Annotated in this window: 16 protein-coding genes; 9 read left to right on the top strand and 7 right to left on the bottom strand. The window is 60.7% G+C overall.

Annotated elements, in window-relative coordinates:
* Window position 1 precedes the first annotated feature (1 nt).
* From LVD12_RS12840 to def, 5 genes are all read right to left on the bottom strand, one after another.
* Window positions 2-1,453 (bottom strand): TrkH family potassium uptake protein, encoded by a 1,452-nt coding sequence (locus LVD12_RS12840; protein ID WP_237068127.1) that lies wholly within the window; start codon window positions 1,451-1,453, stop codon window positions 2-4.
* Between the two features lie 20 nt (window positions 1,454-1,473).
* A complete protein-coding gene (gene trkA / locus LVD12_RS12835) occupies window positions 1,474-2,859 on the bottom strand; it encodes a Trk system potassium transporter TrkA (protein WP_237068126.1) in 1,386 nt (461 codons plus the stop codon).
* Window positions 2,860-2,917: 58 nt separating this feature from the next.
* Entirely contained in the window at window positions 2,918-4,234 is a 1,317-nt protein-coding gene (rsmB, locus tag LVD12_RS12830) for a 16S rRNA (cytosine(967)-C(5))-methyltransferase RsmB (RefSeq protein WP_237068125.1), read from the bottom strand.
* Between the two features lie 31 nt (window positions 4,235-4,265).
* On the bottom strand, window positions 4,266-5,225 hold the full coding sequence (fmt, locus tag LVD12_RS12825) for a methionyl-tRNA formyltransferase (protein WP_237068124.1): 960 nt from the start codon (window positions 5,223-5,225) through the stop codon (window positions 4,266-4,268).
* Window positions 5,226-5,300: 75 nt separating this feature from the next.
* Window positions 5,301-5,807, bottom strand: coding sequence for a peptide deformylase (def, locus tag LVD12_RS12820; protein WP_237068123.1), 507 nt, complete (start codon window positions 5,805-5,807; stop codon window positions 5,301-5,303).
* 184 nt (window positions 5,808-5,991) lie between these two features.
* Here def and LVD12_RS12815 point away from each other — a divergent pair, with 184 nt between their 5' ends.
* Entirely contained in the window at window positions 5,992-7,059 is a 1,068-nt protein-coding gene (locus tag LVD12_RS12815) for a LysM peptidoglycan-binding domain-containing protein (RefSeq protein WP_237068122.1), read from the top strand.
* Window positions 7,060-7,118: 59 nt separating this feature from the next.
* Window positions 7,119-8,270, top strand: coding sequence for a DNA-processing protein DprA (gene dprA, locus LVD12_RS12810; protein ID WP_237068121.1), 1,152 nt, complete (start codon window positions 7,119-7,121; stop codon window positions 8,268-8,270).
* A gap of 160 nt (window positions 8,271-8,430) precedes the next feature.
* On the opposite strand, the gene rrtA is transcribed toward dprA, so the two are convergent.
* The gene (gene rrtA, locus LVD12_RS12805; protein ID WP_237068120.1) at window positions 8,431-9,231 is read right to left on the bottom strand and encodes a rhombosortase; all 801 of its coding nucleotides are present in this window, start codon (window positions 9,229-9,231) and stop codon (window positions 8,431-8,433) included.
* 236 nt (window positions 9,232-9,467) lie between these two features.
* On the opposite strand from rrtA, the gene LVD12_RS12800 reads away from it, so the two are divergent.
* From LVD12_RS12800 to LVD12_RS12775, 6 genes are all read left to right on the top strand, one after another.
* Entirely contained in the window at window positions 9,468-14,669 is a 5,202-nt protein-coding gene (locus LVD12_RS12800; protein WP_237068119.1) for a S8 family serine peptidase, read from the top strand.
* A gap of 330 nt (window positions 14,670-14,999) precedes the next feature.
* Window positions 15,000-15,563: an L-threonylcarbamoyladenylate synthase type 1 TsaC gene (gene tsaC, locus LVD12_RS12795; RefSeq protein ID WP_237068118.1), complete on the top strand. Its 564-nt coding sequence runs from the start codon at window positions 15,000-15,002 to the stop codon at window positions 15,561-15,563.
* Between the two features lie 40 nt (window positions 15,564-15,603).
* Entirely contained in the window at window positions 15,604-16,509 is a 906-nt protein-coding gene (hemF, locus tag LVD12_RS12790) for an oxygen-dependent coproporphyrinogen oxidase (RefSeq protein WP_237068117.1), read from the top strand.
* 3 nt (window positions 16,510-16,512) lie between these two features.
* On the top strand, window positions 16,513-16,947 hold the full coding sequence (locus LVD12_RS12785) for a DUF6841 family protein (RefSeq protein WP_237068116.1): 435 nt from the start codon (window positions 16,513-16,515) through the stop codon (window positions 16,945-16,947).
* A gap of 51 nt (window positions 16,948-16,998) precedes the next feature.
* Window positions 16,999-17,820 (top strand): shikimate dehydrogenase, encoded by an 822-nt coding sequence (gene aroE, locus LVD12_RS12780; RefSeq protein WP_237068115.1) that lies wholly within the window; start codon window positions 16,999-17,001, stop codon window positions 17,818-17,820.
* 36 nt (window positions 17,821-17,856) lie between these two features.
* On the top strand, window positions 17,857-18,258 hold the full coding sequence (locus tag LVD12_RS12775; protein WP_237068114.1) for a hypothetical protein: 402 nt from the start codon (window positions 17,857-17,859) through the stop codon (window positions 18,256-18,258).
* A gap of 40 nt (window positions 18,259-18,298) precedes the next feature.
* Here LVD12_RS12775 and LVD12_RS12770 read toward each other — a convergent pair whose 3' ends face one another.
* Window positions 18,299-18,859, bottom strand: coding sequence for a gamma carbonic anhydrase family protein (locus LVD12_RS12770; RefSeq protein WP_237068113.1), 561 nt, complete (start codon window positions 18,857-18,859; stop codon window positions 18,299-18,301).
* A gap of 122 nt (window positions 18,860-18,981) precedes the next feature.
* Here LVD12_RS12770 and LVD12_RS12765 point away from each other — a divergent pair, with 122 nt between their 5' ends.
* The gene (locus LVD12_RS12765; protein WP_237068112.1) at window positions 18,982-21,006 is read left to right on the top strand and encodes a M3 family metallopeptidase; all 2,025 of its coding nucleotides are present in this window, start codon (window positions 18,982-18,984) and stop codon (window positions 21,004-21,006) included.
* The last annotated feature ends 19 nt before the right edge of the window (window positions 21,007-21,025 follow it).

The raw sequence follows: 21,025 nt of genomic DNA, 5'->3' as shown, positions 1-21,025 counted from the left end.
ATCAGTGTCGCCAGAATGCGGGAGTCAACAGCACCAGCAGGGTGAAGATTTCCAGCCGCCCCATCAGCATGGCGAGAATCAGGAACCACTTGGCGACCTCATTCACTTCACCATAGTGTGCCGCCGCATCCCCCAGCGCCGGACCGATATTACTCAGGCAGGAGGCGACCGTGGAAAATGAAGTCACAAAATTTTCACCGGTGGCCATCACAATGATCGTCAGCACGAAAAACGACAAAATATAAACGGCAAAAAATCCCCAGACCGCATCGGTCACCCGCTCGGGGACGATTTTTTTATTCACCTTGATCGGTACTACCGCATTGGCATGAACCAGCCGGTTCAGCTCGCGCATACCGGACTTCATGATCAGCATGCCGCGCACCGCTTTGATACCCCCGCAGGTGGAGCCGGCACAGGCACCAAGTATTCCGAGCATCAACAGCACATAGGGCAGGAAAGCTGGCCAGGCGGAAAAGTTTTCAGAGGCGAAACCAGCCGTGGTACCGATCGAGACTACCTGGAAAACACCATGCAGTAAGCTGCTGCCGGCACTGAAAATTCCCTGGCTCCATAAATAGAAGCTGATCAGCACTGCCGCAAAGAAAGTCAACGTCACCCAGAAGCGGAATTCAGAATCTTTCCAGTAATGGGACAGGGTGCGGTTGCGGAAGGCAAAGAAATGCAGGCCGAAGTTGATGGCGGCAGTGAACATGAACACGATACAGATTGCCATGATGGCATGGTTGTTGGCATAGAAGCCCATGCTGGCGTCGTGGGTGGAGAAGCCGCCGTTGGCCACGGTGGAAAATGCATGGCCCACGGCATCGAATACGGTCATGCCCGCCCACCAATAACCGATTCCGCAGAGCACGGTGAGGGTGATGTAGATGACAAACAGTGCCCGCGCAGTTTCGGCAATCCGCGGCGTCAACTTGGTATCTTTCACGGGCCCCGGTGTTTCCGCCTTGTAGAGCTGCATACCACCGATACCGAGCATTGGCAGGATGGCCAGGGCGATTACAATCACGCCGATCCCACCGAACCACTGCAATTGCTGACGGTAATAGAGGATCGCCGGTGGCAGACTGTCGAGGCCGGTAATTACCGTGGCACCGGTCGTGGTCAGGCCGGAAATGCCTTCAAAAATCGAGTCGGTGATACTGAGGTCCGGCTGGGGGCTGATGATCAGCGGCAACGAGCCGAAACTGCCGAGCACCAGCCAGAACAGGGATGTCACCACAAAGCCGTCCCGGGTGCGCAGGTCCTGTCGCAGGTCATGCACCGGCAGCCACATGAACAGGCCCGTGACCAGGGTAATGACGAATGCGGCAGAGAACGCAGTGTGGGTGCCATCCTGGTACCACAGGGATACGCCGATAGGCGGCAGCAGTGTCAGGCTGAACACCGTGAGGAGTATCCCGAAAATTCGCGCAATTACTGCTATCCGCATCGGCGCTTGCCAGCCTGTTGTCAGAAGAAACTGAAGCCCACCTGGAACAGCTGCTCCACGTGGCGGGTATGGCGGCGGTCGACCAGGAAGACGATCACGTGATCGTCCGTCTGTACAACGACATCATCATGGGCGATGAGCACCTCACTGCCATGGTCGGTTTCGCGCACGATGGCTCCGATGGCGGCCCCCTCGGGCAGGTCGATATCCTCAATCTTGCGGCCAACCACTTTAGAGGTTCGCTGGTCACCGTGGGCGATGACTTCAATGGCCTCCGCCGCCCCGCGACGCAGCGAATGCACATTCACCATATCACCGCGGCGCACATGGGTGAGCAGGCTGCCGATGGTGTTTTGCTGCGGCGAGATGGCGATATCGATTTCGCCACCCTGTACCAGGTCCACGTAGGCACGGTTGTTGATCAGTGTCATCACCTTGCGCGCGCCCAGGCGCTTGGCCAGCAGCGATGACATGATGTTCGCCTCATCGTCGTTGGTGAGGGCGAGGAATACATCGGTGTCCTCGATGTTTTCTTCCAGCAGCAGGTCCTGGTCCGAGGCACTGCCATGGAGGATGATCGAATTGGATAACTCCTCCGACAGAAAGATGCAGCGCTCATGGCTCTGCTCGATAATTTTGACCGAGTAGCGGTTTTCCAGTTTATGGGCCAGGCGCAGGCCGATATTGCCACCGCCGGCTATGGTCACCCGCTTGTAGCCCTGCTCGAGGCGACGCAATTCACTCATCACCGCGCGGATATCGGCGCGGGCGGCAATGAAAAACACCTCGTCACCGGCCTCGATGACAGTATCGCCCTGGGGAATGATGGGACTGTTGCGACGGTAGATGGCGGCCACACGGGTATCTACCTTGGGCATGTGCTGGCGCAGGTAGCGCAGCTGGTGACCCACCAGGGGCCCGCCCTGTACTGCGCGGACCGCTACCAGCTGGACACGGCCGTCGGCAAAATCCAGCACCTGCAACGCACCGGGATTTTCCATCAGGCGGGCAATATATTCGGATACCAGCTGTTCCGGGCTGATCAGGACATCGATGGGAATGGCGCCAGGATCAAAAAGCTGCGGGTACTGCAGGTAAGAGGCTGCGCGAACGCGGGCGATCTTGGTCGGCACCCGGAACAGGGAGTGCGCGATCTGGCAGGCCGCCATGTTGGTCTCGTCATTGTTGGTGACGGCGACGAGAATGTCCGCATCCTCGATACCCGCCTCCAGCAGTATATCGGGGTGGGAGGCATGGCCGACCACGACACCGATATCGATACGGTCGCGCAATTCGCGCAGCGTCTTTTCATCGCTGTCGATGAGCACGATGTCGTTGCGTTCGGAGGCGAGGCTCTCCGCCAGGGAACCACCCACCTGGCCCGCGCCGAGAATGACAATTTTCATAGCTGAAAACAGCTGCCTTTATTTTTTTGGCCGCAGGCGCTGTGGCCGGGGCATCAGCCTACGACTTCTGTAGCAGGGCGTAGTAAAAGCCGTCCCCGCCGTCCGCTGCCGGAAACAACTGCCGGCCAGCCGGCTGGTCCAGGCCCCATTCCCTGTCAAACAGCAATTCCGGTGTATTGTCGCGCGCATCCGGGGTATCCGCAATGAAGCGCGCCACCACCTCGCTGTTTTCTGCTGGCAGGATCGAACAGGTGGCATACAGGAGCGTGCCACCGGGCTTCAACAGCTGCCACTGGGTACGCAGCAGCTGGCTCTGCAGGTCCGCAAGCGCGGGGATGTCCTCCGCGCGCCGCAACAGCTTGATATCGGGGTTGCGGCGGATTACACCGGTGGCAGAGCACGGGGCGTCCAGCAGGATGCGATCAAATGGCTCACCATCCCACCAGGCATCGACCGCAATGGCATCAGCACAGATCAGTTCGGCCTCCAGTCCGCCGCGGGCGAGGTTGTCTGAGATACGATCGAGGCGATCCTCGTCGATATCGAGGGCACTGAGGTGGATGCCGGGGGCCTGTTCCAACAGATGGCAGGTTTTGCCGCCCGGGGCGGCACAGGCATCCAGCACCCGCTCACCTTCTTGAGGTGCCAGTATCAGCGCCGCCAGTTGTGCCGATTCATCCTGCACACTGACCCGTCCCTCGGTAAAGCCCGGGAGAGACTCCACGGCGCAGGGCGTCTGGAGGGTGATGCCCGCGGGGGAAATCGGGCAGGGGGTGGCCGGGAGCGCCGCAGCCTGCAGCTCCGACAGATAGTCGTCGCGGCTGTGGTGGCGCGCATTTACCCGCAGAGTCATGGGTGGATTGGTGTTGTTGGCGCGAAAAATATCTGCTGCGCCCGTTCCCCATGCACCCTTGATGGCCTGCTGCAGCCAGGCGGGATGCATGGAGCTGAACTGGGGGTTGCCGGAGAGCTTGCGTTGCAGTGTCTCCCGATTGCGCAGGGCATTGCGTAAGACGCCGTTGATCACGCCGGTGGCACGATCGAGTCCGAGGCTGCGGGCCGCATTGACAGTGGCGGAGATGGCGGCATGATCCGGAATGCGGGTGAATTCCAGCTGATACAGACCGAGCAGGATCAGGGCACGCACTTCAATGTCCGCCGGAGGCTTGCGTAAAAGCTTGTCTGCAATGAGCTGTAGGCGCGGCGCCGTCCGGGCCGTACCATAACAGAGCTCCCGCAACAGGCCGCGGTCCCGCTCTGGCACTGACTGGTCTGCCGCCGGCAGCAGTCGCGCCAGCGAGCCGCGGGACTGAAGCAATTCAGCCAGCACTCGGGCAGCGGCCGCCCGGACGTCGGTGCGGGGTTTGTCATTCATGGCCATCGGCTCGTTTTCACCACGTCATCAGTCAGGATCCCAGCCGGGTGCCCGGTGCCAGGAGCTGTCCGTGTCCCCGCAGCAGCTCATCCGCTGACAGGATTTTTTTCCCCGGCAACTGCAGTTGCTGCAGCCGCAACGCCTCACGACCGCAGGCGACCAGGATCCCCTCCTCATCAGCTGCGATGATGGTTCCCGGCGTTTCGCTGTGACAGCCGCGTTCCAGGCGCGCGCGATAGACGCGCAGTCGCTGATCCCCCTTGCCTGGCAGGGTGGTCCAGCATACCGGGAAGGGATTGAAGGCGCGGATACTGCGCTCGATTTCCACTGCCGGGCGCTGCCAGTCGATCCGGGCCTCATCCTTGGAAATCTTGGCCGCGTAATTGGCGCGGCTGTCATCCTGAATCTCCAGTGAAGCGGTGCCGGCGGCAAGTTCTTGCAGTGCCTGCAACAATGCCGGCCTGCCCAGCTCGGCAAGTTTGTCATGGAGGCTGCCGCCGGTCTCGGTGGGACTGATAGGACAGCGACGCTCAACCAGCACCGGCCCCGTATCGAGCCCGGCTTCCATCTGCATGATGGCGACACCGCTTTCCGGATCGCCCGCCTCGATGGCGCGCTGGATCGGCGCGGCACCGCGCCAGCGCGGCAGCAGCGAGGCGTGTACATTGACGCAGCCCAGTCGCGGCGTATCGAGCACCGCCTGGGGCAGGATCAGTCCGTAAGCGACCACCACCATAATGTCGGCACCGAGTTGCCGCAGCCCGGCCTGCGCTTCGGCGTCGCGTAGGCTCTGGGGTTGGTAGACTGGCACATCGTGCTGCAATGCGACGGCCTTGACCGGGCTCGGCAATAATTTCTTACCCCGGCCGGCGGGCCTGTCGGGCTGGGTATATACGGCGATGACTTCGTGTTGGCTGTCCAGCAGTGCCTGCAGATGCGCGGCAGCAAAATCCGGGGTGCCGGCGAAAATGATCTTGAGTGATTCAGGCATGGTTCTCATATAAACGCAGACCGCCGGTGGGTGCCGGCGGTCGTTTCATCGGAATGACGGGGGCTGGTTGCCCTGTCAGGCGCGCTGGCGGTGGGCTTTTTCCAGCTTGGAGCGGATGCGGTTGCGCTTCAGCGGGGAAATGTAGTCCACGAAAAGCTTGCCGTTCAGATGGTCTACCTCATGCTGGATGCAGACTGCCAGCAGGCCCTCCGCTTCCATGGCAAACGGCTCGCCACCGCGGTCCAGTGCCTTGACGCGGACGCGGCGGGGCCGCTCGACGGTTTCATAAAAACCGGGCACGGACAGGCAGCCTTCGTCGTACTGGTGGTGCTCCTCGTCGAGCACTTCGATTTCCGGATTGATAAAGACCAGCGGTTCGCTCTGGTCTTCGGAAACGTCAATGACCACAATGCGTTTATGTACGTTGATCTGCGTGGCGGCAAGGCCCACACCCGGCGCGTCGTACATGGTTTCAAACATGTCATCCACCAGCGTACGCAGCTCGTCGGTTACCTGATCGACGGGCTTGGCGACCTCACGCAGGCGCGGATCGGGAAATTCTAGGATCTCGAGCTTGGCCATAACACCTGTGACAAACTTCTAGTAATCGTGGAACTTGCGCTGATAACATAATGATCGCGCTCGATATTTGCCGCAGGGAGCCCTTTATCTGCCGGTCTCGCGCCGGTGCTCTTCGGGTCTCCCGCCACTCTGGCCGTGGCCCGGCGCTGTGAATTATAGCGATAAAGAGCATAGGAATGCTTACATGAGAAAAATTATTCTGGTTGCCGCGCTCCTCGTGGCGGCCGTCGGCCTTCACGCGCAGGATGACGTTCGCCTCAACCCCGACCACCCCGATGTCTATGTTGTCCAGAAGGGCGATACCCTCTGGGACATCTCCGGGCGCTTTCTGACCCAGCCCTGGTACTGGCCGGAGATCTGGCAGGTAAATCCACAGGTGGAGAATCCGCACCTGATCTTCCCGGGTGATCGCCTGCGGCTGGTTTACGTTGCGGGCCAGCCGCAGCTGCAGCTCGAGCGTGGCCCCCAGGCCTACAAACTGTCCCCGGTCGGCGACGCCAGCCGTCTGACTCCGGAGGTGCGGCGCGAGCCCATCGACGATGCCATCCCGCCGCTGCCGCTGGATGCCATCAACGCCTTCCTGTCCCGCACCCGGATCGTGGCACCCGATGCCTTTGAGGGCACTCCCTATGTCATTTCCGGTGCCGATCAGCGCATCCTGATGGGCGCCGGGGAAAAACTGTACGCCCGCGGCGATTTCCGCGAGCCGCTGGCTTCCTACGGCATCTATCGTCCCGGTGATCTCTACAGTGATCCCTATACCGGCGAGGTGCTGGGCATGCAGGCACTGGATGTGGGCTCCGTGGATCTTTACCAGCTGGACCCGGATCGCCGCCAGGATTTCGCCATTGCCACCATGCACGTGACCCGCACTTCCCGCGAGATTCGCCTGGAAGACCGGTTGCTGCCGGCCGAGGAGCGGGCCATCGAAGCCTTCTTCCAGCCCAGTGCGCCCTCCGTCGTCATCGATGGCGTCATCATGGGCGTCGAAGAGGGGGTCACCCAGATTGGCAAGTTTGATGTTGTTGCCATTAACCGCGGCCTGCGCGAGGGCATCGCGCCGGGTAATGTGCTGGCCATCTACAAGCGCGGCGCCGTGGTGCGTGATCGCATCGAGCGCGACGAGGTCAAGCTCCCCGACGAGCGCGCCGGCATCATGATGGTGTTCCGCACCTTCGAGAAAATGAGCCTGGCTCTGGTCCTGGAGGCGGATCGCCCGCTGGAAGTCATGGACCTGGTCCGCAACCCCTGATCCCGTAGGGTGAGGGCCTCCGGCCCTCACCCACAACCACTCTCCCGAGGTGCAGATGCATGGATGCGCTCACCGCGACTCTGGCCCTGATGCGACTGGAAGGCATGGGGCCTGCTCGTTACTGGCAACTGCTGCAACACTTCCCTTCCCCCCTCGACGCACTCGAGCAGTTGCCCGCGAACCTGTTGCAGAAGCTCCCTGAGCGTGCACGGCAGCAATGGCAAGGCTGGCGGGCATCCGGTGACGACAGTGAACTGATGCGATGGGTGAACGACGAGCGCGCCCGTTGCGATGCCCTCGGGGTCAAGCTGCTTTGCGTGCAGAGCGATGACTACCCTCCGCTGCTGAAAGAGATCTCCCGGCCGCCGCCACTTGTCTATGTGCGCGGCAATATCGACGCCCTGGGCCTGCCCCAGATCGCAGTCGTGGGCGCTCGCCGCGCCAGCAGCGCCGGGCTCGACAATGCGCGCGCCTTCAGCCGGGATCTGGCTGCCGGTGGTTTTGCTATCACATCGGGGCTCGCACTCGGCGTGGACGCTGCCGCCCACCGCGGCGCTCTCGACTCCGATGGGGTCACGATCGCGGTGCTCGGCACCGGCGTGGATCGACTGTACCCGCGCCGTAATGCCGCTCTGGCAGAGGAGATCATTGCGAGGGGTGGTGCTCTGGTCAGTGAATTTCCCCTCGGCACCGGAGCCGAGGCCGCCAATTTCCCGCGACGCAACCGGGTGATTAGCGGTCTCTCTCTCGGGGTCTTGCTGGTCGAGGCGGCCGTGCGCTCCGGTTCCCTGATTACCGCCCGCCTGGCGGCGGAACAGAACCGGGAGGTCTTCGCCATACCGGGGTCTATCCATAACCCCCTTGCCAGGGGGTGTCACTGCATGATCCGGCAGGGGGCAACACTGGTGGAGACCTCTGCAGATATCGCGCAGGAATTTGGTGGGCTACTCAGCTCGCGGGTTGCCGCGACAGCATCCAGCCCGCCGACGTCGGGGCACCCCGACTCCATTTCGCGGCCTCAGCGCAGGATTGTGGCAGCGCTCGGCGGCGAAGCCCGCAGCCTGGAGCAGCTGGCCCGGAGTACGGGGCTCGAGGCCGGCAGCCTGATGGCGGAGCTGACGTCGATGGAGTTACTGGGGCTGATCGAAATTGTCCCCGGCGGCTACCAGCTCTCCGTAGCCGGGATGAAATTGCTGGCCGAGTGTATTTAGCAAAAAGCAGGATGTGTTGGCGGGAGTGTTGGAAGCGGGTCGGGTTGGGAGAGTTTCCAGCCGCTAAATCGCCCGTCGTTTGTGATATGCCGTGACCTCGCCAGTTTGGGCGCTCACCCAATCCCGTCGGGCGGGGTAGCACCGGGAGCGGACACCCGCTTTACGCTCCGACAACGTTATCTTTACCCGCGGGCCCCTTCACGGGCAAATAACGCCCGACTACCGCCGAGAAAGCGGCAACAGAACTGCCGGCAAGCGCGCCGTAGAGGTGGGCATCAATGGCGACATCGATGCCGATCAACTGCGCTGCTTCCGTGCTCGGACCAGCGACCTGTTCATAGATTACCTTGATCCAGGCGCCGGCAAACAGCAGGTAACCAGTGACCATGCCGGCACGGATATCTTTATACGCTCCCCAGATAATCAACCCGTGCAGCACCCCGGATAAGCCCAGGTACTGATCGATTGAGATCGTAAAAAAATGCAGCATCAGGCTGCAGCTCACGGCCATCAAAACTACCAACCCGAGAAAAACCGGCGGGCGGTAGTGCATCCCATGCAGTATCCAGAGCAAGGCCAGGCCTGCACTGTTCAGAAGGAAATGACTGGTGTTGGAGTGAACGAGATGCGCAGTCACCATGCGCCAGATCTGCCCGTCGGCGAACAGTTCCCGATCGAACTGGAGCAGCGGGTTGAGCGAAGAAGCAAAGAACCAGAAACCGGCCATCAGGCCGAACAGGAAAGTTGGCCCGGAAAGACCGCGGAAATCTGCTGTGAGTGGCAATCTGTACATACTGCGCCGCGAGGGCTGGAACATCGGAGAGCAAGTATTCCACAGCGAGGCAGCAACATCCAATCGCCGCCGGATGGCCAGGAGCAGATGGCCAGGAGCAGATGGCCAGGGGCAGATGGCCAGGGGCAGATGGTCTGGGTGGGGTGAAGAACAGTAGTTGCGGAACATGCTGGCCCCCGGTGACACCAAAAGCTAACTCGCTGGGCCTCCCTGCCTGATTATTACCCGACTGTTACAGACTGTTACCAGACGCCTGCCCCGAATAGTTTCAATTCAAAACTCCTTTCTCTATAAAAACGCGTTGCAATAAAAATTGCGAATTTGGGTAAAGAAAAAGGGGGTTTCAGGTCGCCCGGTATCCCGGTAGGGGCCAATGAAACGCTGCTAAAGTAGGAATAATAAGCATGAATAAAGATGTAAAGGCACGGTTTTCACAGTGCCTGATCGCAAGCTTCACGGCCCTTTATGTGGCTGGCGGAGCAGCAGCGGTCGACTCTGTGGGGGAGCACCGTACTGGCCTTCATGCTTCAAAGCTGACACTGGAAATGATCAAAGGATCCGACCAGCAGCAAGAAGCCGTTGAAGTTCAGGGGAGTATTTACGAAGAGAGACAGCTGGGGGTCAACCAGACCCGAGAGGCTGGTGGTTCAGTATTTGAACCCCAGGCCGGGGTCTATGGTGAGCAGACCTATATTGTCCAGCTCAAGGACAAACCGGTCGTCACCTACCGTGGCGGAGTCGATCAATTCCAGGCCACCGCGCCCACCAAGCCCGGAGTAAAATTCCGGGACCTGCAGAATAACAGTGCTGTAGCGCAGTACCGCAGTCACCTCAGCCGTGTTCAACAGGAAGTGCTGGGTGCTGCAAAAGCACGTGGTATTGGCATTGAACTCAAGCGCCAGTACACCATGGCCACCAATGCCATGGCCGTGCGGATGACCCAGGATGACGCCAAGCGCCTGGCGAGCATGCCTGAGATCAAGCGCATTACGCCGGCCCGTACTTTTGAATTGAATTCTGACCGTTCCGTTGAGTTCCTCGGTGCGGACCAGGTGCATGATGGCACCGTCACACAGGGCTTGCCGCACGCCGGCGAGGGTATGATCCTGGGTATCATCGATACCGGTATCAATACCGATCACCCCGCATTTGCGGCAGTGGGCGGGGACGGCTACGAGCACACCAACCCGCTGGGTGATGGCGTTTACCTCGGTGACTGTGAGGCCAATGCATCCCTCTGTAACGACAAGCTGATCGGTGTACGCTCCTACTCGGTTATCACCGATGTCTACAAGTACTGGCAGCCCTTCAGCAACCGCCGTCCCGCCAATGGTGAGGACTACCATGGCCACGGCTCCCATGTCGCGAGCACCGCCGGCGGTAATATCCTGATGGATACCCCGCTGCAGTCCCCGGAGAACACCACCACGTCTGATGGCATCGACCTGCCGTTCAACTTCCCGGGAACTTCCGGTATTGCCCCGCATGCCAATATCGTTTCCTACCAGGTCTGCTACGCGGGTAATGCCGCTGCTCAGGACCAGTACACCGGCTGTCCGGAAGAAGCGATTCTCGCTGCCATCGACGACGCCATTGCCGATGGTGTGGATGCGATCAACTTCTCCATCGGTGGCCAGGAATCCTTCCCCTGGGAAGACCCGATGGAACTGGCCTTCCTGTCCGCCCGCAATGCCGGCGTCAACGTCGCGGTAGCAGCGGGTAACGCGGGTGCATACTACACCACTGACCACACGTCCCCCTGGCTGACCTCCGTGGGCGCCCTGACCCATGACCGTGTGTTGTCAGAAGCGGATAAAACCATCGGAAACTTCTCCGGTGGCACCGCCCAGACCTGGCGTGTCAACGGCAAGACTTTCAACGGCAAGAGCTACTCCGATGGCATCAGTGGCCGCATCGTCTATGCCGGAAACTATGAAAACCCCAACTCAACCATGGCACCGGGACTGTGCGAGCAGCCGTTCCCGGCCGGTACGTTCGATTTCGCGGACGATACTGCCACCCCGGATGTGGATGAGAGCGCACAGCCGGTAATCGTTCTGTGTGACCGTGGCGAAATTGCCCGGGTCGCCAAGGCAGACAATGTCGCCGCGGGTGGTGCCGAGGGCTTCGTGCTCGGCAACGTGAGCTGGGGTGACAACCTGGTGGCCGATGTGTATTCCATCCCCGGTATTCATGTCGATGCCTCCGCTCGCAGCAATATCGTGGGCTGGCTGAATGCCAACCAGGAGATGGTCAACACCGCGGACATCTCTGCCAGTGTGACCACCTACGGCACGGACCCTGAGATGGGCCATATCATGGCACCGTTCAGCTCCGGTGGCCCGAGCCGCACCAACCCGAACTACCTGGTACCCGCACTGGCGGCGCCGGGTGTCGATATCTATGCGGCGAATGCGGACGATCAGCCCTTCACCAACTTCCCGTTCCCCAGTGACTGGACCTTCATGAGCGGCACATCCATGGCGTCCCCGCAGGTCGCCGGTGCGATGCTCCTGATCGACCAGGCACATCCGGACTGGACACCGGCAGAGATCCAGTCGGCCCTGATGCTGACGGCCGGTGAGGCCTACGGCATGTCCTACAATGGCGGAAAAGCACAGTTACAGGACTTCTTCCGTCAGGGTGCGGGCAGCATCAATGTGGCCGCTGCCGTACAGGCAGGCCTGGTCATGGATGAGACCGGTGAAAACTACCTGGCCGCCAACCCGAAAGAGGGTGGGCGCGTCGAGTGGTTGAACACCCCCTCGATGGTCAACATGGACTGTCGTCAGGGCTGCTCTTGGGTACGCACCGTGCGCGCCACCAAGGACGGTACCTGGACTGCCAGCACCGAGAGCAAGTACAACACCGACGTGAAGGTCTCTGTCACACCCGAGCAATTCACCTTGCAGGCTGGTGAGACTCAGAACCTGATGGTCTCTGTCGAGATGCTGGACATGTTCGATGCCGGCTCCCAGAACCCGATGGAGGGTGTACCGGGCGCGGACACGGACGAGGCCTTCTTCTATGGGGATGTCATCCTGACGGAAGCCAGCAACGCCTCCCCGCGAAGCCACATGCCTGTCGTGGCCGGTTTCGAGCGTGGCGCACTGCCGGATCGTGTCGAGATGGAGATCCATCGCGAGCAGGGTCGGGAGATCGTCGGCGGGCTGCAGCTGCCGGAAACCGGCTCTGTTGAAGTACGCCAGTACGGCCTCACCAAGGCGAACGTACACGAGTTCGACCTGGGTCGCGGCAACATCTACGTCTCTCCCGGCAACATGGGTGCCGACCGTGGCTGGGGCTGGATGATGATCGATGTCCCGGAGAACACCAAGCAGCTGGTTGTCGAGGCCTACGATTACGAGGCGCTCGATCCGGAGCAGCAGGATCGCCAGGCGTCTGTGATGGTTGGTATCGACCGCAATGGCAGCGGTCCGGACTTTGCTGACACGGCCGAGTACAGGGATGAACTGGTCTGTACCTCATTCCACCCGGGTGTGAACAATTACTGTGTGATCAACAACCCGGAACCGGGTATGTACTGGGGGATAATTCACAACTCCTCCTGGGGTGGCAACTTCCCGGTTGGTAACCAGCCTGGCAAGGTAACCGGTGGTTATGCTGTCATTGGCGAGCACTCTGCCGAGGACAACATGACCGTTACCGCACCGCAGTCTACTGATGGTGCCAACGCCGTGGATATCGCCTTGGACTGGAACCTGCCCGAGGCCATCAAAGGTGAGGTTTACTACGGTGCCTTTGACCTGGGTGTTGCCAATACACCGGGCAGCATGGGGCTTACCAGCCTGCGTCTCGAGCGTGGAAAGGATGAGGTGGATCTGGAGATCAGCCAGAAGACCGCAAAAGCGGGCGACATCCTCGACTTCGTACTCGACGTGCGTCACAACATGGAGTCCGCCGACCGGAGTTACGACATCATCACGAGCCTGCCGCAGGGCCTGACTCTCGTGAATGGTTCCGTTGAAGTTAGCGAGAACGTCGAAGGCCTGGTGGTCGAAAACGGCATCATCAGCCTTGCTGGTGTACAACCGACGACCCGCGACGTCCCGCGTGAGTACGTTGTTACCACCAACGCCACCAGCCAGATGTGCCACACGCCGCTGATCGATGAGTACTCCGACGGTGGGTATATCGACTTGCTCGAGTTCCGTATCCGACCGCTGGTCGGACTGTGGGAAGGCGGAGCGACCTTCCGCGATGCCATTCAGGTCCCGACCGAGTGGTTGTTCTGGAAAGAAGGGGCTGACATCCCCCTGTATGGCCTGCCACATAAAGGCTTTGTCAACATTTTCCCGAATGGCCTCCTGCACATGGACGAGAACTGGTGGATGTGGGGTTGGCACCGCCCTGCCGGTTCTGGCTTCGCCATGTCTGCGGTAATGCCTTTCTGGCGCGGTTCTTTCGAGGCGGATTACTTCAACTCTCCGGAAGAAGTCCGTGGCCTGACCATCGCCAACCAGTATGCCGAAGAGCGTCCGGACCTGGGTGACTTGGTGTTCCTGGAGTATGACAACGTCGTTGATCCTGAAACCGGTACTGAGGTGGACTTCGAGGTGATCCTGCGCAATGGCATCGATTACCGCGAGGGTAAGCACGAAATCATCATGGCCTATGACAACCTCTCCGGCGATCTCCGCGATGGCGCGATTGGTGTCGAGCAGGCCAATGGTTTCATGACTCCGAACGGACCGCTGAACGGCTTCCTCGGTGAAAACGTTGGCTACAACAACCTGGACGAGCTCCTGACCGACGACCTGGTAATCTGTTACGACTACCAGGGACCGGAAAAGAGCGCCATGCAGGTGAAGTTCCAGGCTCGCGTCAATGAGTCTGCAGCCGGTAAGACACTGAGTGTCAGCCTCGACAATGCCATGGAATACGCTGATGCCAAGCGCACCGTCCAGGACATCGTCGTGAACGGCAACCTGTCCGTCAGCCCGATCACCGATCAGGTGGTGAATGAAGACGAGACCCTCGAGGGCATTCAGGTCTTCTACGCCGACGCGGATCCGGTTGCCAACACCATCGAAGTGACCGGTGAGCACATCAGCGCCGTGGTCCACGACCACAGTGCCGGTGGCACCTTCGATATCACCCCGGATGCCAACTTCTCCGGTGAAACCGAAGTAACGGTTACAGTGCGGGATAACAATGTTACGACTGATATCGGCAGCGTGACCTTCCTGTTGACCGTCAACCCGGTCAATGACGCACCCGTGGTTGTTGCCAGTGATGTCACCATCACTGAGGGCGACAGCGTGACTCTGGATGCAAGCCAGACCACTGACGCGGATGGTGATGCACTGAGCTTCAGCTGGAGCGGTGCGGGAACCATTGATGGTGCCGATACCGCCACTCCGACAGTTGAGGGACTGACCGCTGGTGAACATGAGTTCACGGTGACGGTCACTGATGGCGTCGAGAGCAGCTCAGCTACCGTGACGGTTACCGTGAACGAAGCGCCTGCTGTCGAAACTGCACAACCGAAGAAAAAGAAGAGCGGTGGTTCCATCTACTATCTGCTTGGCCTGATGGCTCTGGCGGGAATGATCCGCCGTCGCCGTCTGCCGGTGGTGCACTGATGGCGCAGCTGTATCCCCGGGCAGGATAGCCGGGGATACAGTAACTTTTCCCACGGCCAGCTTTCAGCTGGCCGTTTTTGTTTGTGCTGCGAGAAAATCAGCGCATCGGGTTTGTCTAGACTGTCAGGATCCAGTAGATTGCCGCTGCACTGTTAGCGGCTAAACCGGTGTTGAAAAAGAAATGGGCAGCCCTTCGTCACTATCCTGAAGGCTTGGCACTGACCTGCCGGTGATGGACGCCGCCTTAACGACTGGACGAGCGCCGGGCAAATGCCGAGACCCTCAACGCTAGGGCCACTGCTGTCCAAAAAAAGGAAGAGTCACAGTCCCATGGTGTTTCCTGCCCTGGATGTTCGCTTTGCCGCCCGTGCCCTGGAGGCAGGGGGGGTTATTGCCCATCCCACCGAGTCTGTCTGGGGGCTCGCCTGCGACCCCTTCAACCGCGATGCGGTAGAACGCCTCCTGCAATTGAAAAACCGGCCCCTGGCTAAGGGATTGATCCTGGTCTCCGGCACTCAGGCTGATTTCGGCGAACTGCTGGAGAGCCTCGACCTTGAGCAACGGCAGAAAGTCTCGGTCAGCTGGCCGGGCCCCGTGACCTGGCTGGTACCCCATTTTGGTCGCGTGCCGCCCTGGATCAGCGGTGCGCATCACTCAGTGGCACTGCGCTGTACCAACCACCCTTTTACCAGCGCGCTGACCCGTGCTTTCGGTGGTCCCATCGTCTCCACATCGGCCAACCCCGCCGGTTGCCAGCCGGCCCGGGAGAAGTACCAGGTGTTGCGTTACTTCGGCGACGAGCTTGATTTTATCGGTGGCGGCACGACCGGTGGGCGGCAATCGCCGAGTGAAATCCGCGACCTGGTTACCGGCAGAGTACTGCGGGCGGGCTGACAGCGCTCTCAACCCATCAAGACAATCGGATAGAGAAATCATGAGCGAAGTGGATATCCAGGCAGTGAAGCATTATCTGCTGGATTTGCAGGACCGCATTTGCCAGTCCCTCAGTGACGCCGATGGCAGCGCCTTCCGTGAAGACAGCTGGGAACGGCCTGGTGGGGGCGGAGGACGAACGCGGGTCCTGGAAGAGGGCGACCTGATTGAAAAAGGGGGGGTGAACTTCTCCCACGTGCACGGTGCTGGCCTGCCGCCTTCGGCGACGGCCAGCCGGCCGGAACTGGCGGGGCGATCGTTCGAGGCCATGGGCGTCTCACTGGTGATTCACCCCCGCAACCCCTACGTGCCCACCAGCCATGCCAATGTGCGCCTGTTTGTCGCAGAGAAACCCGGTGCTGAACCCGTGTGGTGGTTTGGAGGCGGTTACGATTTGACGCCCTACTATGGCTTTGAGGAGGATGTGGTTCACTGGCACCGCACAGCCCGGGATGCCTGTATGCCATTCGGGCCGGATGTCTATCCCCACTTCAAGCAGTGGTGCGATGACTACTTTCACCTGAAGCACCGCGATGAGGCGCGGGGCGTTGGCGGCCTCTTCTTCGATGACTACCACGAAGGGGGGTTTGACAACAGCTTTGCCCTGATGCGCGCCGTGGGTGACAGTTACCTGGATGCCTACCTGCCGATCCTGCAGCGCCGGCGGGACATCGAATACGGCGAGAGGGAACGACGATTCCAGCTCTACCGCCGGGGTCGCTATGTGGAGTTCAACCTGGTCTATGACCGCGGCACCCTGTTCGGGCTGCAGAGTGGCGGGCGCACCGAGTCAATCCTCATGTCCCTGCCACCACTGGTGCGGTGGGAGTATGACTGGCAACCTGAGCGCGGCTCCGCCGAGGCAAAGCTGTACACGGACTTTCTACCCCCGCGGGACTGGGTGTAGCGCATGGGCAGAGAGCGTGAGGCGCGGACCGGCAAACTGTTTCTGGACTATCGGCGCACCTTCGAAAGCGGTGATGCCCAACAGGTCGCAGATTTTTATCGATTTCCTTTGCACTATTACGCCGAGGATGGCGCCAAGTCGGTCGTTAACCGCCTCGACTTCGTGCGACATGTGGAAAAACTGCTGCGTTTCTACCGACGGCTCGGCGTCCGGCAGATCGTGGGCACAGTCACCGACCAGCTGCCCTTAAACGCCGGCAGCAGTCTCGTCTCCCTGAACTGGACCCTGTTGCGGAGCGAGGCAGAAAAGCCGGTTGAGCTCTACACCGCCACGACCCGGTACCTGGTGACCGATGGACCAGACGGCCTCCAGATCGATGCGCTGTTTGCGGTGGACGAGACCGCCAGATTGCGCCGGGCACTGCGCGCGCCGCATTGAATCCACCCGCTTCATGGGATGGTGCCCAATCAAAACAAGCTGGAACAACCTGTGACCGACAGTTATGCCGTGATTGGCAACCCGGTGGAGCATTCGCTGTCACCGCAGATCCACAGTGCCTTTGCCGCTCAGACCGGTGAAGATATCGCCTATGAAAAGCTGGCCGCCCCCAGGGATGCGTTCGCCCCCGTGGCGCGGCGGTTCTTCGCCGCTGGCGGCCGCGGCCTCAATGTCACCGTGCCGTTCAAACTGGACGCCTATGAATTTGCCGATCGTCTGACCGAGCGGGCGCGGGCGGCTGGTGCCGTCAATACGCTGGCGCTGCAGCAGGATGGTGCCATCCTCGGGGACAACACTGACGGCGCGGGACTGGTGGCGGATATCCGGGAAAATCTGGGCTGGCCCATTGCCGGCCAGCGGGTGCTGATGATTGGTGCCGGCGGAGCCGCCCGCGGTGCCCTGCTGCCACTGTTGGAACAGCGCCCGGCACGGCTGCATATTGCCAACCGCACCACTGCCCGCGCCGAGGAACTGGTGCGGGAATTCCGTCGCTACGGCGCCCTTACCGGGGGAGGCTTTGACGGGCTCTGTGAACCTTTCGACCTGATCATCAATGCCAGCGCGGCGAGTCTCGGCGGTGAGCTGCCGCCGTTGGGCGATGCGCTGGTGGCGGTTGGAACACATGCCTATGACATGGTGTACGGCCCCGAGCCCACACCATTCATGGTGTGGGCTGCCAGGCGGGGTGCAGTCTCTGCCGATGGCCTCGGCATGCTGGTCGGCCAGGCTGCGGAGTCATTCATGCTCTGGCGCGGCGTAAAACCGGATACCGGACCGGTGCTACAGCAGCTGCGAGCGCGGTTTGAATACTAACTAAACATTGATGACTGATGTAATTCGGGGGGAACCTTGCGGGAATTTTTACGCAACCTGTCCATTTGTTTCACCGCCGGTGCTGTCGGCGGTCTGATCTACGCGCTGGCATTGTGGGCCATGGGCAGTTACGGCCTTTCCTATCGGCTGGGCGTGGACATCGCTCCCTACCTGTCCAATTCCTACCTCTACCAGCGTGTCGTGTGGGGCGGCATCTGCGGCCTGGTGCTGTTACTACCGTTCCAGCGCGCCTGGTTTTCCCGCGGTCTCATCCTCTCACTGATTCCCGCCGCTGTGTTGCTGCTGGTGGTCCTGCCGATGCGGGGCTACGGGCCCGGCGGGCTTGGCCTGGGTACGCTGACCCCACTGGTGGTGTGGATGGCCTGTGCGGCCGGCGGCGTGATTGCCTCCGGCCTGTTGCGGGCGCAGGGTAAATAGTGCGGCGGGGAGGTGGCTCTGGTTGCCGAGCGCTATTGGCTCAGCTCTGTGCCTGTGCCGCCAAAAGGTACTCGTTCTTGAGTTTGACGTAATTCTGCGCCGAATAGCGGAAGAACTCCCGCTCCCTGTCACTCAGCGGGCGAGCCTGCTTGCAGGGGGCCCCAACATAGAGGTAGCCACTTTCCAGCTTCCTTCCCGGCGGTACCAGGGCGCCCGCAGCCAGCACCACCTCGTCCTCGATGACGGCACCATCGAGGACAATGGCGCCGATGCCGATCAGGACGCGATTGCCCACCGTGCAGCCATGGAGACAGGCCTTGTGGCCGATGGTGACGTCATCGCCGATGTTGAGCGGCCAGCCGTCTGCGTTGAAGGGACCGGCGTGGGTGATATGGAGGACGGCGCCATCCTGGACGCTGGTGCGCGCACCGATCCGGATACGGTGCATGTCACCACGCACCACCGCCATGGGCCATACGGAGCTGTCCTCACCGATGGCGACATCGCCGATGACTGCGGCCTGGGGATCGATGTAGACGTTGTCGCCGAGCTGGGGGGATTTTCGTGCGGTATCGTCGCCGTGGGGGCGCAATGGGGACATGGGCAGGCTCCTGTACAATCATCCTCGGGTTTCCTCCCCTATGATAACCGCTGGAGGCTGTCGCGGCGGTATGGCGCAGCCGGGCTCAGCTTCCACCAGCAATTTCTCAACGAAGGTGTTTTATGTCCAACCCGCTGCAGGAACTTTCACTCCTTCCACCCTTTGACCGGCTGGACCCGGAACAGGTGGCACCCGCCATCGACGCCCACCTGGAAGCCTGCCATACCAGCATGCAGCAGGGGCTGCTCAAACCCGGCTGGGATACGACCCTGGCTCCACTGGAGGAGGCCCAGGACCGCCTCAGTCGCGCCTTCTCACCGGTCAGTCACCTGAACAGTGTACTCAGTGGCCCCTGGCGGGCGCCCTATGAGAGCGCATTGGCAAAAATTACCGAATATTGGACCGCCCTGGGGCAGAACCGGGATCTGTATGACGTCTATCGGCAGCTGGCACAGAGCTCTGAATTCGAGCAGTGGCCGCAGCCCCGACGTAAGACCATCGAGCTGGCGCTGCGGGACTTCAGACTTGGCGGGGTAGGGCTGGAGGGAAAACAGCGGGAACAGTTTGCCGCGAACAGTCGTCGCCTGGCGGAGCTTTCCAGTACCTTTGCCAACAATGTACTGGACGCCACCAATGCCTGGACTTACACCACGGAAGACGAGGCCGAGCTGGCCGGCCTGCCGGATTCCGCCAAAGAAACCGCCCGCGTTGCCGCCGAGAGCCGCGGCGAACGGGGATGGTTGATCACCCTCGATGGGCCAAGTTACCTGGCGGTCATGACCCACGCCGACAGCCGTGACCTGCGCCGCATGGTACATCTCGCCTTTGTCAGCCGGGCGTCCGACCAGGGGCAGCAAGCCGGCCGGTTTGACAATACCGAGGTCATGACCGAGATCCTGTCGCTCCGCGCACAACAGGCCAGGTTGCTCGGCATGAAGAATTACGCCGAACTGTCGTTGGCCAGCAAGATGGCCGAGAGCACCGAATCGGTGCTGGAGTTCCTGCGCAATCTGGCAAGCCGGGCTCGCCCGGCCGCCCAACGGGAATTTGCCGAGCTACAGGTCTTTGCCGCTGAGACGCTGGGTCTGGAGCAGCTGGAGCCCTGGGACATTGCCTGGGCAGGCGAGAAGTTGAAACGGGAACGCTATGCCGTGAGCCAAGAGGAGTTGCGGCCCTATTTTCCCTTTGAGCGCGTGCTTACGGGTATGTTTGCCGTCGTCGGACGCTTGTTCGGTATCCAGGTGGAAGCCGATCCGTCGGTTGCCGTATGGCATCCGGACGTGCAGTTTTTCTGGTTGAAACGGCAAGGGGAAAAACTGGCCGGTTTCTATCTGGACCCGTTTGCGCGGGAGAAAAAGCGCGGCGGTGCCTGGATGGATACCGTCAGCACGCGAAGACAGGGGATCGGCGGACTCCAGTTGCCGGTGGCGTACCTGGTATGTAACTTCAGTCCCCCGGCGGGTGGCAAACCCTCTCTACTCACGCACTATGAGGTGACAACGTTATTCCACGAATTCGGCCACGGCCTGCATCATATGTTGACGCGTGTGGATGTCGGCCCGGTATCCGGCATCAACGGCGTGGCCTGGGATGCGGTTGAGCTGCCGAGCCAGTTTCTGGAGAACTGGTGCTGGGAGCCGGAGGCCATAGCGATGATTTCAGGCCACTATGAAAGTGGCGTGCCCTTACCGGATCAGTTGCTGGAGAAAATGCTTGCGGCCAGAAATTTTCAGTCGGCGATGTTTACCGTTCGCCAGCTGGAGTTTGCCTTGTTTGATTTCCAGCTGCACTGCCTTGGTGAAGACGTATCCGCAGGGGCCATACAGGCGTTACTGGACCGGGTTCGCAGCGAGGTTGGTGTTGTACCGGTCGCTGCCGAGAATCGCTTCCAGCACAGTTTCAGCCATATTTTTGCCGGTGGCTATGCCGCGGGTTATTACAGCTACAAGTGGGCGGAAGTACTGTCGGCAGATGCATTCTCTCTATTCGAGGAAAAGGGGATCTTCGACCAGGAAACCGGTGGTCACTTTCTGGAGACCATTCTTGAACAGGGTGGTAGCCGTGATGCCCTGGAGCTTTTCACCGAGTTCCGCGGGCACGCACCGGAGATTGATGCATTGCTGCGCCATTCCGGTATCGAGGCTTGAGGTCTGCGGAGCAGAGGTG

Origin of the sequence: Microbulbifer guangxiensis (genome assembly GCF_021729075.1) — a bacterium.
Lineage (GTDB): Bacteria > Pseudomonadota > Gammaproteobacteria > Pseudomonadales > Cellvibrionaceae > Microbulbifer > Microbulbifer guangxiensis.
This window is presented reverse-complemented; position numbering and strand designations above follow the sequence as displayed.

Bases quoted from the DNA above. Each gene is read 5' to 3' on its own strand.
- LVD12_RS12815 (WP_237068122.1), top strand. From the start codon at position 5,992: ATGAGAAAAATTATTCTGGTTGCCGCGCTCCTCGTGGCGGCCGTCGGC.
- LVD12_RS12785 (WP_237068116.1), top strand. From the start codon at position 16,513: ATGGGCAGAGAGCGTGAGGCGCGGACCGGCAAACTGTTTCTGGACTAT.
- tsaC (WP_237068118.1), top strand. From the start codon at position 15,000: ATGGTGTTTCCTGCCCTGGATGTTCGCTTTGCCGCCCGTGCCCTGGAG.
- LVD12_RS12770 (WP_237068113.1), bottom strand. From the start codon at position 18,859: ATGTCCCCATTGCGCCCCCACGGCGACGATACCGCACGAAAATCCCCC.
- dprA (WP_237068121.1), top strand. From the start codon at position 7,119: ATGGATGCGCTCACCGCGACTCTGGCCCTGATGCGACTGGAAGGCATG.
- LVD12_RS12800 (WP_237068119.1), top strand. From the start codon at position 9,468: ATGAATAAAGATGTAAAGGCACGGTTTTCACAGTGCCTGATCGCAAGC.
- LVD12_RS12840 (WP_237068127.1), bottom strand. From the start codon at position 1,453: ATGCGGATAGCAGTAATTGCGCGAATTTTCGGGATACTCCTCACGGTG.
- def (WP_237068123.1), bottom strand. From the start codon at position 5,807: ATGGCCAAGCTCGAGATCCTAGAATTTCCCGATCCGCGCCTGCGTGAG.
- rrtA (WP_237068120.1), bottom strand. From the start codon at position 9,231: ATGTTCCGCAACTACTGTTCTTCACCCCACCCAGACCATCTGCCCCTG.
- trkA (WP_237068126.1), bottom strand. From the start codon at position 2,859: ATGAAAATTGTCATTCTCGGCGCGGGCCAGGTGGGTGGTTCCCTGGCG.
- rsmB (WP_237068125.1), bottom strand. From the start codon at position 4,234: ATGAATGACAAACCCCGCACCGACGTCCGGGCGGCCGCTGCCCGAGTG.
- LVD12_RS12765 (WP_237068112.1), top strand. From the start codon at position 18,982: ATGTCCAACCCGCTGCAGGAACTTTCACTCCTTCCACCCTTTGACCGG.
- fmt (WP_237068124.1), bottom strand. From the start codon at position 5,225: ATGCCTGAATCACTCAAGATCATTTTCGCCGGCACCCCGGATTTTGCT.
- hemF (WP_237068117.1), top strand. From the start codon at position 15,604: ATGAGCGAAGTGGATATCCAGGCAGTGAAGCATTATCTGCTGGATTTG.